The organism is uncultured Pseudoramibacter sp., assembly GCF_903789625.1.
Classification (GTDB): Bacteria; Bacillota; Clostridia; order Eubacteriales; family Eubacteriaceae; genus Pseudoramibacter; species Pseudoramibacter fermentans.
The window spans coordinates 22,908-35,242 of record NZ_CAIFFF010000018.1 but is presented as its reverse complement, the minus strand read 5'-3'; the positions used below and the strand labels follow the sequence as shown (position 1 = coordinate 35,242).

General features: G+C 51.3%; 12 protein-coding genes and 1 tRNA gene. 4 read left to right on the top strand and 9 right to left on the bottom strand.

From position 1 onward, the window contains the following. Positions 1–62 precede the first annotated feature (62 nt). The 3 genes from QZX60_RS08725 to thrC all read right to left on the bottom strand — a co-directional run bounded on the left by QZX60_RS08725 (position 63) and on the right by thrC (position 3,536). Entirely contained in the window at positions 63–935 is an 873-nt protein-coding gene (locus QZX60_RS08725) for a phosphoribosylaminoimidazolesuccinocarboxamide synthase (protein WP_295363819.1), read from the bottom strand. A 108-nt stretch (positions 936–1,043) separates the two neighbouring features. Continuing rightward, entirely contained in the window at positions 1,044–1,982 is a 939-nt protein-coding gene (gene thrB / locus QZX60_RS08720; protein ID WP_295363817.1) for a homoserine kinase, read from the bottom strand. A 39-nt stretch (positions 1,983–2,021) separates the two neighbouring features. Further along, complete coding sequence (gene thrC / locus QZX60_RS08715) at positions 2,022–3,536, bottom strand: threonine synthase (protein ID WP_295363814.1); 1,515 nt, start codon at positions 3,534–3,536, stop codon at positions 2,022–2,024. Between the two features lie 134 nt (positions 3,537–3,670). Between thrC and QZX60_RS08710 the strand changes: the two genes are divergently transcribed. Continuing rightward, complete coding sequence (locus tag QZX60_RS08710; RefSeq protein WP_295363811.1) at positions 3,671–4,915, top strand: homoserine dehydrogenase; 1,245 nt, start codon at positions 3,671–3,673, stop codon at positions 4,913–4,915. 11 nt (positions 4,916–4,926) lie between these two features. Continuing rightward, entirely contained in the window at positions 4,927–6,138 is a 1,212-nt protein-coding gene (locus QZX60_RS08705) for an aspartate kinase (protein ID WP_295363808.1), read from the top strand. A 64-nt stretch (positions 6,139–6,202) separates the two neighbouring features. Here QZX60_RS08705 and thyX read toward each other — a convergent pair whose 3' ends face one another. After that, entirely contained in the window at positions 6,203–6,973 is a 771-nt protein-coding gene (thyX, locus tag QZX60_RS08700) for an FAD-dependent thymidylate synthase (protein ID WP_295363806.1), read from the bottom strand. An 82-nt stretch (positions 6,974–7,055) separates the two neighbouring features. On the opposite strand from thyX, the gene QZX60_RS08695 reads away from it, so the two are divergent. Next, positions 7,056–7,613, top strand: a complete 558-nt coding sequence (locus tag QZX60_RS08695) for a M48 family metallopeptidase (RefSeq protein WP_295363803.1) — start codon at positions 7,056–7,058, stop codon at positions 7,611–7,613. Between the two features lie 112 nt (positions 7,614–7,725). On the opposite strand, the gene QZX60_RS08690 is transcribed toward QZX60_RS08695, so the two are convergent. The 5 genes from QZX60_RS08690 to QZX60_RS08670 all read right to left on the bottom strand — a co-directional run bounded on the left by QZX60_RS08690 (position 7,726) and on the right by QZX60_RS08670 (position 12,084). Then, entirely contained in the window at positions 7,726–9,045 is a 1,320-nt protein-coding gene (locus QZX60_RS08690) for an ISL3 family transposase (RefSeq protein WP_295363801.1), read from the bottom strand. 111 nt (positions 9,046–9,156) lie between these two features. Beyond that, a complete protein-coding gene (locus QZX60_RS08685) occupies positions 9,157–9,636 on the bottom strand; it encodes an S-ribosylhomocysteine lyase (protein ID WP_295363824.1) in 480 nt (159 codons plus the stop codon). Positions 9,637–9,645: 9 nt separating this feature from the next. After that, a complete protein-coding gene (locus QZX60_RS08680; RefSeq protein WP_295363799.1) occupies positions 9,646–10,191 on the bottom strand; it encodes a Holliday junction resolvase RecU in 546 nt (181 codons plus the stop codon). A 21-nt stretch (positions 10,192–10,212) separates the two neighbouring features. Continuing rightward, positions 10,213–11,163, bottom strand: coding sequence for an RluA family pseudouridine synthase (locus tag QZX60_RS08675; protein ID WP_295363796.1), 951 nt, complete (start codon positions 11,161–11,163; stop codon positions 10,213–10,215). A 3-nt stretch (positions 11,164–11,166) separates the two neighbouring features. Then, entirely contained in the window at positions 11,167–12,084 is a 918-nt protein-coding gene (locus QZX60_RS08670; RefSeq protein WP_295363793.1) for a ketose-bisphosphate aldolase, read from the bottom strand. 145 nt (positions 12,085–12,229) lie between these two features. Here QZX60_RS08670 and QZX60_RS08665 point away from each other — a divergent pair. Next, positions 12,230–12,305 (top strand) — tRNA-Thr (locus QZX60_RS08665). Positions 12,306–12,335: the final 30 nt, after the last annotated feature.

Genomic DNA, 12,335 nt, shown 5'->3' with positions numbered 1-12,335 from the left:
AGAAATCAGCATCTAATTATTTTTATTTTGTGCTTGACTTTTGTTAGCAGGTTTTTATGCGCTTAGTCGATGGTTTTATCGGTGAGCAGATGATAGGCTTCTTTGTATTTATCGATGGTCTTGTCGATGACGTCCTGGGGCAGATTGTAATCGGAATCCGGGTTAGCCTTGAGCCAGTCGCGGACGTACTGTTTGTCGAAGGACGGCTGTCCCTGACCTGGTTTGTAGCCTTCCAGCGGCCAGAAGCGGCTGCTGTCCGGCGTGAGCATTTCGTCGCCTATAACGAGGTTGCCGTTTTCGTCAAGGCCAAATTCAAACTTGGTATCGGCGATGATGATACCTTTAGAAAGGGCGTAATCTGCACATTTTTTGTACAGCGCGATCGTGTTGTCGCGGAGTGCCTTGGCGTAGGCTTCGCCGTGCCCCGGGAAGTGTTTTTCCAGGACGTCGATGCTCTGTTCAAAGCTGATGTTTTCGTCGTGGTCGCCGAGATCCGCCTTGGTGCTCGGGGTGTATATCGGTTCTGGAAGCTTGTCGCATTCGATCAAGCCGTCGGGGAGCTTGATGCCGCAGACCGTGCCGTTTTCCTGGTAGCTTTTCCAGCCGCTGCCGGTGATGTAGCCGCGGACAATGCATTCGATCGGGAGCATGGTCAGCTTTTTGCAGAGCATGCTGTTGCCGTCGTATTTTTCATTCTGGAAGAATTCCGGCATATCGGCCACATCGACGGAAATCATGTGGTTGGGGATGATGTCTTCAGTGTAGTCGAACCAGAATTTGGACATCTGGGTCAACACCGTGCCCTTTTTGACAATTTTATTTTTCAAGATGACGTCGAACGCGGAAATACGGTCGGTTGCCACCATGACCAGGGCATCGCCGATATCGTAAATTTCCCGAACCTTGCCTTCTTTGACCGGTTGATAAGTTTTCATGAAAAGCCTCCTGTAAATTTTCAAGAATACGTTGATTATATCAGAAAGAATGGGGAAGAACTATACTCGAATTCACAAATTCTCCCCAACTTTTGTACAAAATTCAGATCATAAATCGACTTCAACGTTGAAATCGATGGTCGTGCCTTCGTTATCGGGCGACAAATCGTAGTACTGCCAATTGGGCTCTTTGTGGCTTAAGTAGTCCCGCATGTGTTCAGAAAATGCGGAGAGATTGTTTTTCTGGGTAATGGCCAGAATGGTCGGACCGGCACCGGAGATGCAGACGCCCAATGCGCCGTAGTGGAGGGCGGTGCGTTTCACCGCGTCGAAGGAACGGATCAAATGCTTGCGGTAGGGTTCGTGCAGCTTGTCGTTCATGCTGTTCTTCAGAACGTCAGGCCGGCCTTCTGCAAGAGCGAGATAAGTCATCGTCGCGTGGGCGACGTTGAAGACGCCGTCCGTTCTCGGAATCTTGTCGGGCAGTGCGGCGCGGGCAGCCTTGGTTGAGAGCTCGAAGTCCGGCACAATCAGATGGAAAGCGAAGGTATCCGCTACTTCCTTTCTGATGTATTGGTAATGATGATGGCTGCCGATGGAACAGACCAAGCCGCCGAACATGGCCGGCGCGATGTTGTCGGGATGGCCTTCCATGTCAACCGCAATGTCGAAAAGCTCATCCTGTGTGAGGGGGCTGCCGCAGAGGGCGTTGGCCCCGACCAGACCGCCGACGATGCAGGTGGCGGAGGAGCCGAGTCCGCGGCTGACCGGCACGCCGGTTTCAGTGTAGATGTAGAGGCCCTTTGGGTAGTAGTGCACGCGCTTGAAGACGCGCTGCATCGCGCGATAAACCAAATTGTTGGCGCCCTGATATTTGCGGGATACGCCGCGAATGGTCAGTTTGCCGTCGTTTTTTTCCATAAAAGTAAAAGAATTGTAGAGGTTAAACGCGAGACCGAAAGCGTCAAAGCCCGGACCGATATTGGCGGAGGTGCCGGGAACTTTGACCTGAATCCCACGGTTGTGAAGCATTGGATGATCAGTCATTTTCGATTCCTTTTATTTCTTTTCTATATTATATAAAAATTATTTCAGTCGGTTTAAAAAGTCCTGAAGGCTGTCGGCCATGTCGTCAACACCGCAGACATGATCGTGAAGGTTTGGACGATCGGCGAGGCCTGCTAACGGCTTTGGAATGGCGGTCGACGTAGCGTCGGACAAAGCGGTCAGTACGTCGAAATCGTCGAGATTTTCAGGAATATCGCCGTAAATGCTCTTGTACACATTGGTGGCGAATTTGTAGGGGCTGGCCGTGGACAGCACGATGGTCGGAGTCGTGTCGCCGGTTTCATCCCTGTACTTGTCGTATACACAGCTTGCGACGGCGGTGTGCGGGTCGATTAGGTAGCCGTGGTTTTTGAACATGTCAGCGATGGCCGCAGAGGTTTGATCTTCATCGGCGAAGCCGCCCCAGAAGGCTTTTTTCGTCTGCGCCTTGATGGCGTCGGGGACAGCGTAGCTGCCGTCGCTCTGAAGGGCGTGCATCCACTGGGCGACTTCTTCTGGATCCTTGGATACGTCGTAGAGCAGGCGTTCCAAATTGCTGGAGATCAGAATGTCCATCGATGGCGACATAGTCTTGTAGAACGGGCGCTTGCGGTTGTACTTGCCGGTTTCAAAGAAATCTGTCAGGACGCGGTTGGCGTTGGAAGCGCAGACAAAACGATTGACCGGAAGACCGGTCAGCGCCGCGTAGTAGCCAGCCAGAATGTCGCCGAAGTTGCCCGTCGGCACGACGAAGTTAACCGGATCGCCGCAGGTGATGGCGCCCTGGCGTACTAAGTCGCAGTAGCTGTAGAAATAGTAAACGACTTGAGGCAGCAGGCGGCCGATGTTGATGGAATTGGCCGAGGAGAGCTGGTAGCCCTTGGCGTTGATGTCGGCGTTGAGCGCCTGATCTGAAAAGATTGCCTTGACGCCGTTCTGGGTGTCGTCGAAATTGCCGCGGACGCCGACGACGCAGGTGTTCTTTCCGGTCTGGGTTAACATCTGTTTTTCCTGAACCGGCGAAACGCCGTCCTTCGGATAGTAGACGATGATGTCGATGCCTGGCACATCGCAGAAACCGGACAGCGCGGCCTTGCCGGTGTCGCCGGAGGTGGCGGTCAGGATGACGATTTCCCGTCCGATGTTCTGAATCTTGACGGAGTTGGTCATGAAATGGGGCAGAATGGTCAGCGCCATATCCTTAAAGGCACAGGTCGGGCCGTGGTAGAGTTCTAAGAAGTAGCGGTCGGCCGCCTTTTGAACGTGAACCGGGCAGGCGTTGTCTTCGAACAGCCCTGTCTGGTAGGCGTCGTGGACGCACTGTTCAATCTGTTCAGGCGTGAAATCGTCGAGAAAGGCGTTAAAGACCGTCTGGGCGACCTCGCTGTAGGATTGGTTCAGCATGCTGTTAATATCAAAATGACAGTTCCGTATAAAGGAAGGCACGTACAGCCCGCCGTCTTTTGCCAGGCCGGCGATGATGGCCTGAGAGGCAGTGATATTCTGTTCGCTTCCGCGGGTACTGACATAGTGGTCTCGGTAGTCGATTGGCATAAAGCTCCTCCAAGTTTTAAAAAATCGTAGAATGCGCAATAAAAAATTGCGACGCAATCTATTTCTATGATAGAATGATTTAAATTGAATTACAAGAAAAAATTGTATTTGAAATCAAGAAATGAGGTCATATCGTGAATATTGCACTACTCGGATTCGGAACGATCGGTACAGGGGTTTACGAATTAATCAACCTGCACAAGGGTCGTTTTGCTGACAATTTAGATGAACCTGTATATATCACCAAGATTTTGGATAGAGACCCGAATAAAAAGGTCGATCCGTCGGATCATCACTGCGAAATCGTGACGGATCCCGATTTGATCATGAACGATCCCGAAATCAAGATTGTGGTTTCCCTTCTGGGTGGGATGGATTTTGAACACAAGATGATCAAAACCGCGCTGGAACACGATAAAAACGTCGTGACGGCGAGCAAGGCTGTGTTGTCTGAATATTTTGCAGAGCTCAACGCCATTGCCGACGAACACCACGTTTTCTTAAGATACGAAGCAGCAGTCGGCGGCGGGATTCCGATTATCGGCTCGCTGAACGAAGAATTGAAAATCAACCACATCGATGAAATCATGGGGATCCTCAATGGGACGACCAATTTCATCCTGTCGAATATGACGGAAAATAACGCCGACTTCGACGAAACCCTGAAGCTGGCTCAGAAAATCGGCTTTGCCGAAGCGGACCCGACGGCCGATATCGAAGGCTACGACGTCTCAAGAAAGCTCGCCATCCTGTCAACCTTGGCCTACGGTGGCATCATCCGCGACGAAGACATCAAGAAACGCGGCCTGTCTGACGTTGAAGCCGTCGACGTGGAAATGGTCAAATCCATCGGCTACGTCATCAAATACCTCGGCCACTCCAAGCTGCTCAACAAAAATCAAGTGTACACGACAGTTGAACCGGTGCTTTTCCCGAATGAATCGATGATGGGTCACGTCGACTCGGAATTTAACATCATTTCCATTAAAGGGGATGTCATCGGCGAACTGCAGTTTTACGGCAAAGGTGCTGGCAAGGACGCGACAGCCAACGCGGTCGTCGGCGACGTGCTCTACATCATCAACAGCCTGAAGGAAGAACGCAACCCCCATTACAAAAAGCTCGACAAGGATCTGCACAAGATGGGCAATTCCGGCTTCTCCGGCCGCTACTACCTGCGCGTCCACGTGACGAACAACGACGAACTGGCTTACGTCATGTCCGTGATGAACGCGGATAAGGGCAGAGGACAGATCGTGGTGAGCGGTGACGACGTGTTCTTTACGACATCCGAAATCCAGGCGGACGTTTTCGATTCGCTGGTCGAACGCCTTAAGGAACGGACACCAAAGCTGTTCTACGCGCGCATTTACGAATAAGAAGGCTGCCGATGGAAAATTTAATCGTACAAAAATACGGCGGCACCTCAGTCGGATCAGTAGACCGCATTAAACGCGTCGCGAAGCGCATTGTCGACCGGGCGGACGAAGGCAAGAAAATGGTCGTCGTCGTTTCGGCCATGGGCAAGCAGACCGACCATCTGGTAGAAATGGCCAAGTCGATCAACCCCAATCCCCCAAGCCGGGAATTGGACGTCTTGATGGCGACGGGCGAACAGGAAAGTATTGCGCTTCTGGCCATGGCTATTCAGGCCCTCGGCCACTCTGTCATTTCTCTGACCGGGGCCCAGTGCGGCATTAAAACCTCAGAAGTGCACAAAAAAGCGCGCATCGAAGGCATCGATACGAGCCGATTGCAGCGGGAAATCGAAACTCATCAGGTGGTCATCGTCGCGGGCTTCCAGGGCATCGACGATCGGGACGAGGTCACAACCCTCGGCCGAGGCGGCTCAGACACGTCCGCTGTGGCTCTGGCCGCGGCACTCAAGGCGGAAAGCTGCGAAATTTACACCGACGTCGATGGGGTTTACGACGCGGATCCGCGAATCGTGCCGGACGCAAAGAAAATTGACGAAATTTCATATCAGGAAGTATTGGAAATGGCGAGTCTCGGGGCCGGCGTGCTGCATACCCGTTCTGTCGAGCTGGCTGAAAAGTATAAGCTGCCGCTGGTTGTTCGGTCATCCTTTAACGACAACCCGGGCACATTGATCAAGGAGGAAGTCAATCGCATGGAAAAGGTGTTAATTCGAGGCATTGCGCTCGACGAAGATATTGCAAAAATTTCAATTCTGGAAGTGCCGGACAAACCGGGGATCGCTTTTCGGCTGTTCTCGTTTTTGGCCGCTCAGAACATTCACGTCGATATGATCGTTCAGAATGTCAACCGGACCGCGGTCAATGACATTTCGTTTACCGTCAATGTAGATGAGCTTCAGAAGGCCGTCGAAGTGTCACAGAAATTTGCCTTCGATGTCGGCGCTCAGAAGGTCGAATTCGATCAGGGCGTGGCCAAGCTTTCCATTGTCGGCACAGGTGTCGTCGCCAACGCGGAAATTGCGAGCCAGTTTTTTGAAGCGCTCTACGAATTGGGCATCAACATCCTGACGATTTCAACCTCTGAAATCAAAATCAGCTGCTTGATCGACAAGGAAAGAGCCAAGGAAGCGATGGTTCACATTCACAAGAAATTTGAAATGTAAAGTTTGATTTGATTCAAGCATACAAAAAGGGCTCCTTTCACAGGAACCCTTTTTGATTGGTGGTTTATAGATTTTTGAAGGCTTCGCGTACGCCCTTGATGTCGCCGCAGTACATCGCGCCTTCAGGGCAGGGTCCTTCAAGGCAGGACGGGCCGGCCGACGCGAAAAGGGTCGGCGCGACGGGCTTGACGAGCTTCAGCATCTGCGTGGCGCAGGCTCTGATTTCCCACTGGGCGCGCCGGCAGCAGCGCAGGTTGAAAAAGTGCAGCAGTTCCCGGGCGTTCATGGTTACGATAATTTTGGTTTCACAAGCGTTGGGCAGGACGTAACGCGCGTCTTCGAAAGCTTTTTTCTGAGCGGTGGTCTGGGCGTCCTTTTCAGATTTTCCCTGATCCATCAATGCGGCCTTGTGGTGCGCGGTCAAGCGGTCAACCAGTTCGTCGTAGGCCTTTTGTTCGGCGGCCATCGTTTGAACGTAAAGGGCTTTGGCTTCAGGGATGTCCGCGATGGCCGGCGGGACGATGTAATCGAATTGCCCTTCAGTGACGTAGCGCTGGGATTTTTGGCTGTAGCTGGCTAGGCGGTGGCGCACCAGCTGGTGAGTCAAGGAGCGGCTGACCCCTTCGATGCCAAAGGTGAAGCTGATGTGCTCGACAGGGGACATGTGCCCGTAATTGGAGAGCCGTTCCAAAAAGGCTTTGACCTTTTCAGGCGTCTGTTTTTCAGTCAGAGCTTGAATATCCGACGCGGAGTAGCAGAGCTTTGCGGCGGAAGCGACTACTTTTTCGGGGTCTGGGGTGTGTGACAGCAGGATTACATTTAATTTTGATTCCATATGGGTTCCTCTTCTATTTTTCGTACAATAATTTATCGGCATCAGCCAATTATTTGAGTCCGTTTTGGTTTATAATTATAACATGAAACTTGAACAAACTAAATTTCCATATAAAATTATTCCGGAACACGAAAAAAAATATCGGTTCACCACAGGTGAACTCCACAAATACCGCGGCCGCTACTACCCGCTGGTCGTAAAGCCGACCGCCGATCCATCAGAGGACACGGCGGAAATCTGTCAGGGCCATCTCGTGCTGCATTCATCCAACCCGAAGAGTCCTGTGACCAACGCGGCGGTGCTCGATGAATGGTACTACAATCAGGCGAAGGCGCTTTTTGCGGGCATGGTCGCCAAGGCGATGCTTAACGCGGCGCCCTACGTCAAGGGCAAAATGCCGCGGCTGAGAATCAAACGCATGCTGGATCAATGGGGGGCGTGCAACCCCAGAACGGGCCTTTTGATTTTAAACCTCGAGCTGATCAAGGTGCCGGACGAATGCACAGCCTTTGTCGCGCAGCACGAGGTGCTGCATTTGAAATTCCCGAGCCACAACAACGCGTTTTTTGCGGCGATGAAAAGCGTAATGCCCGATTGGGTTGAACGGGAAAAAATTCTCAAGACCTATTATCCTGTTTAATATTTTTGCGATTAAAAAACAGCGTGTCTCAAAGTCGATTTGATTTTGAGGCACGCTGTTGTTTTTTATGTCAATCAGAAAAAATTAAGGTTCTTCACGAAAACTTGGGGGATTAACTCCGAACAAATGGTAACGAAAGATAACGAATGAACGTGAAAAAGTAACACTCATTTCGATACCCGTATCCAATGCGTTTGGCCACTTTGATCTTGTTATTAAATCCCTCAAGTTTTCCTGTGTTGATTGGGTATACGGCGTGCGCGATTAAACCAGGTAAGCGTTTTTCTTTGAGTCTGGCAAACTTTTCAAGCGCTGATATACCACTTGCTTTAGCCGCTTCAAACCACCGCTTCCAGCCATCCTTCGCTGCTTTTTCGTCCCTAAGCCAAAAGAGTCGGGTCATTTCTTCTTTCATGGCGTAGCAGACCGCAAGGCTTTCGTGCTCGCTCAAAATAGCTTCGAGGCTAATCTTTCTAGCTGTCTTAAGTTTGTCCGCATTCATCAAAAGCGTCCAGCGCGCTTTTTTCAACTTGTTGTAAGCACGCTGTTCTGCCTGCGCTTTCTCTTTGATGTCTTTCTTCTCTGCTTTATCAGATATTTCGTTTAAGCTGCTCTTGAGTGCTTTTGAACTGTTCTGATGCTTCCGGGCTTCCTCCAGGCGAACAACGCCCAGAACATCCCGTCCAAACTGCGCCTGCATATGATACCTGTCATAGACAATCTTCGCTTTTGGAAGATGTTCTTCGACTAGCACGTTATACGCCGCGTTCATGTCCATCGCGACAGCTTTAACTTCAGAGAGAAACGAAGGCTTGACTTCTTCAAAGAACTTTGCGAAATCCTTTTTCGCCCGGCCTTTGCCAACCCAGATCAATTCTCCCGTTTCAAGATCCATCACGCAGGTCGCGTAGCGATGCCCTTTATAGATTGCGAACTCATCAACCGCTAAAAACGTTGGCTTGTAGTCTTTTCCACGAAGCGCCTGCCTTCTTTCAGTCAACGCCTTGTCCATTACATCTTTCTGAACGGTGCGAATCGTATCCCAGTGAATGCCGGTAAGCTTCTGGGCAGCACTAATAGAAAGACCTTTGCTCAAAAGCGCCTGGATCCACTGCGCCGCAAAGGTCGTAATACGCGACCCCGGATATTTAAACGGTGTCTTTTCCGTAAATGTCTCGCCGCACTCGCTGCAGCGGAAGCGGTGTCCAGAAAACTTAATGACGGCGGGCTTTTCTGGTATAAAAATCGTTTTGAGTCGCGACTTAAAAGCATCGTGGATATGAACGTGACCGCCGCAGACCGGGCACCTGAAATCCTCTGACCTACGAGTACTCTTTAATTCAAGAACAGTGGGATAAGATTTTTCATTAAAAATCACATTTTCCAAAGACACGCCTTGACAATTGAACCAATTTTCGATAATTTTAAACATGAGCACCGGCTTCTCCTTCTTTTGGTTGTAGCGACTATATTTTGGAGAATATGGTGCTCTTTTTCAATACTTATTTTTTATTTGACCCTAGTTTTTCGTGAAGAACCAAAATTAATTCGGATAAATCAGCCGGCTGTCGTCAATGTGGTCGAGGACTTCGGTTAAAAATTTCTTCGATTCGTATTTGGCCATGTTGAGGTTTTGGTCAAGGTAGTTGCCGCAGTCTCTGGCCGCGGCGCCCGGGACGTCCCCTTCGAAATCCGCCATGAATTTGTAGAGATCTGTCACTAACGGCAAGACGTCCTTCGATTCGAGGTCGCCCTTCATGACGAGGTAGTAGCCGGTGCGGCAGCCCATCGGCCCGAAATAGATGATCTGATCGGAAATTTTCGGGTCGTTGCGCAGGTAAGTGGCGCCGAGATGTTCGATGGTGTGGCATTCCGCGGTGTTGAGCACCGGTTCACGGTTCGGCGCCTTCATGCGGATGTCGAAGGTCGTGACGATTTGGTCGCCGACCTGGTCCTTGCGGGACACGTAAATGCCTCGTTTTAATTTCAGATGATTGACGGTAAAACTTGGAATTTTTTTCATTTCTGCCATTTATTGGCCTCCTTTGTTCAAATTAACTAAATAGCGGTTGAGCGCTTCGAGGTAGTGTAACTGAATGCCGCCTTCCGAATGAATTAAGTATTGAGGATCAAAAGCGGAAAGCGGGATCGATTTGCGCCCACCCTTTTTGGCGCCGTTCCAATACTGCATCAGCACCTCGAAGGGCAGTAGAAAATATTGATCGGTCTGTTTGAAATAGACGATTAAAAAGGTCAGGCCGTCTTGCTTTTGGAAGGCATCCATAAACGCGACCTGGTGCTCGTGGATATTGTAGAGCGGCAGATTTTTCAGGTTGGTTTCCTTGGCGTCGAAACACACCGGAATGCCCTGGACGTTGCCGACGTAATCGACCGTGCTTTTGGCGTCGAAATACGCGAGCTTGATGACACCCTTTTGTTGGTCGAGCTCCACCGGCGTGATTGCCGTCGGAATCTTCTGCATCACGGCCAGGCCGTGGGTCATGTAGTAATGATTGCTTTGATTAATTAAATCCTCAAGAACAGATCCCCGGAGCCCCCGGGAATGCCAGTAACCCATAAAATGCTCTCTTTCTACTGCTTATATTGCTGTGTTGAAATCCAGTGCGTGCAGGATCGCCAGAAAAGCCGGATCTTCAATCGGCGCCTGGATGTCGAAGCTTAACGTCGGCGTGCTCAGCGTGTAATGCGCCGCGTGAAGCAGGGGATGGTTTAAGTGATAACGGTCCCGAAATGTTTGATTGGCCTTTTTTGTGCCGTACTTGACGTCGCCGACAATCGGGTGGCTGATGTGGGCGAGCTGGGCGCGGATCTGGTGGGTTTTCCCGGTAAACAGGTCGATTTCGAGCAGCGTGAACCCGTCGTTCGATTGAACCGGCCGGTAGCGCAGGGCGGCGTGGACCCCATTCCCGGAGTCTGAGACGAGGGTCTTGTTGTGCTCGCGGAGAAGCTGGTCGTCGCAGCGGCCAGGCTGTGTGAGTGCGCCGAAGACTAAAGCGAGGTATGTCTTGTGCGTCTTCCGTTCCCGGATCGATTGGGTCAGGGTTTTCTGCGCTTCGTAATTTTTCGGAATCAGCACGACGCCGGAGGTGCCGCGGTCGAGGCGGTTAGCCGGCGCCGCGTGGAAGGTGCCGTCGGAATACGCCGCGGCGAGATCGGCAATTGAAGGGTCGCCGGTGTGATCCGGCTGGGTCAAAAGCCCCGCAGGCTTGTTGACGGCGAGGATCTGCGCGTCTTCGTACAGCGGTGGGTGAATCAGCGCGCGGAGAGAATCGGGAAGGGGTTTCTTTTTCGGAGCATCTTCAGCGGACGCGCCTCTGAATTTGGCGTAGGTCTCGTCCGAAAAGTAGAAGGTCAGCGTATCTCCCTCTTGAATGGTATCTTTGGGTTCAGCCCGGCGGCCGTTGAGCTTGATGCGCTTTTTTCGCGTCATTTTCATCAGAAGCCCCTTGCCGGCTTCGGGCATAAATTTGACGAGAAACCGGTCAAGGCGCTGACCGGACGCATTGGCCGGAATGCGGTACGTAATCATCGCTTAAAGCCTCTTGCTGCAGCCGAGGACGTGGCGCATTTTGTGGATGACCATTGAACGGATCGCCTTGCGGCCCGGTCCGAGGTATTCGTGAGGGTCATAGGCTTCGGGATGCTCGACAAAGAACTGGCGGATACAAGCCGTCATCACGAGATTGAGATCCGTTTCGATGTTGATTTTGCATATCCCCATCCGCGAAGCGTCGCGGAGCAGATCCTCAGGGACGCCCTGGGCGCGTTCGATGGCGGCGCCGTATTGGTTGTTGAGATCGACAAATTCCTTCGGCACAGAGGACGCGCCGTGCAGCACCAGCGGCAGGTTGTCGAGATAAGAGGTCAAATCTTTCAGACGGTCGAAGGCCAGCGTCGGCTCTGTCTTGAATTTGTACGGGCCGTAGCAGGTGCCAATGGCGACGGCGAGGGAATCGACGCCGGTGTCGTGGACGAAGTCCGCCGCCTGTTCCGGGTTGGTCAGGGCAGAGGGAATATCCGAATCGGTATCGCCGTGAATATCGCCAAGGCCCCCTTCGACGACGACGCCGTGATCGTGAGCGTAGGTCACAACCTGTTTCGTCAGCTTCACGTTGTCTGCGTAGGGCAGGCGCGAGCCGTCAATCATCACAGAGGTGAAGCCCGAGTCAATACAGGCGACACAGGTGTCGTAATCCGGTCCGTCGTCGAGGTGAAGGCAGATGTCGATGTTGGAGGTTTCGACAGCAGCTTCAACCATTTTTAAAACGTAGACAGGATTTGTATAAATTCGAGATTTTTCAGAGACCTGTAAAATAACGGGACAGCGCTCGTGTTCTGCGGCAGCGACGATGCCCTGGATGATTTCCATGTTGTTGGCGTTAAATGCCCCGATGGCGTAATGCCCTTCCAAGGCGTCTTTAAACATTTGAGTGGATGTCACTAAAGGCATGTGTCTCCTCCTTTTTCTTTTTCTATCTTTATTATAGAATCAATTTATTATTATAAGATTAAGTTTTAAGGATTTCAATAAAAAAAAGAATTGGAAAAGGTCTTGCAAATAGGACCGGCTTTCGGTATAATAGCAAAGTATTCAAGCTGGGATGGCACAGTTGGTAGCGCAACTGATTCGTAATCAGTAGGTCGCCGGTTCAAATCCGGCTCTCAGCTCCATTTAAAATCAAAGCAGGCTTTTAAGGGCCT

Coding starts and splice junctions, on each gene's coding strand:
- QZX60_RS08705 (WP_295363808.1), top strand. CDS start 4,927: ATGGAAAATTTAATCGTACAAAAATACGGCGGCACCTCAGTCGGATCA.
- QZX60_RS08670 (WP_295363793.1), bottom strand. CDS start 12,084: ATGCCTTTAGTGACATCCACTCAAATGTTTAAAGACGCCTTGGAAGGG.
- thrB (WP_295363817.1), bottom strand. CDS start 1,982: ATGACTGATCATCCAATGCTTCACAACCGTGGGATTCAGGTCAAAGTT.
- thyX (WP_295363806.1), bottom strand. CDS start 6,973: ATGGAATCAAAATTAAATGTAATCCTGCTGTCACACACCCCAGACCCC.
- thrC (WP_295363814.1), bottom strand. CDS start 3,536: ATGCCAATCGACTACCGAGACCACTATGTCAGTACCCGCGGAAGCGAA.
- QZX60_RS08695 (WP_295363803.1), top strand. CDS start 7,056: ATGAAACTTGAACAAACTAAATTTCCATATAAAATTATTCCGGAACAC.
- QZX60_RS08680 (WP_295363799.1), bottom strand. CDS start 10,191: ATGGGTTACTGGCATTCCCGGGGGCTCCGGGGATCTGTTCTTGAGGAT.
- QZX60_RS08685 (WP_295363824.1), bottom strand. CDS start 9,636: ATGAAAAAAATTCCAAGTTTTACCGTCAATCATCTGAAATTAAAACGA.
- QZX60_RS08675 (WP_295363796.1), bottom strand. CDS start 11,163: ATGATTACGTACCGCATTCCGGCCAATGCGTCCGGTCAGCGCCTTGAC.
- QZX60_RS08725 (WP_295363819.1), bottom strand. CDS start 935: ATGAAAACTTATCAACCGGTCAAAGAAGGCAAGGTTCGGGAAATTTAC.
- QZX60_RS08690 (WP_295363801.1), bottom strand. CDS start 9,045: ATGTTTAAAATTATCGAAAATTGGTTCAATTGTCAAGGCGTGTCTTTG.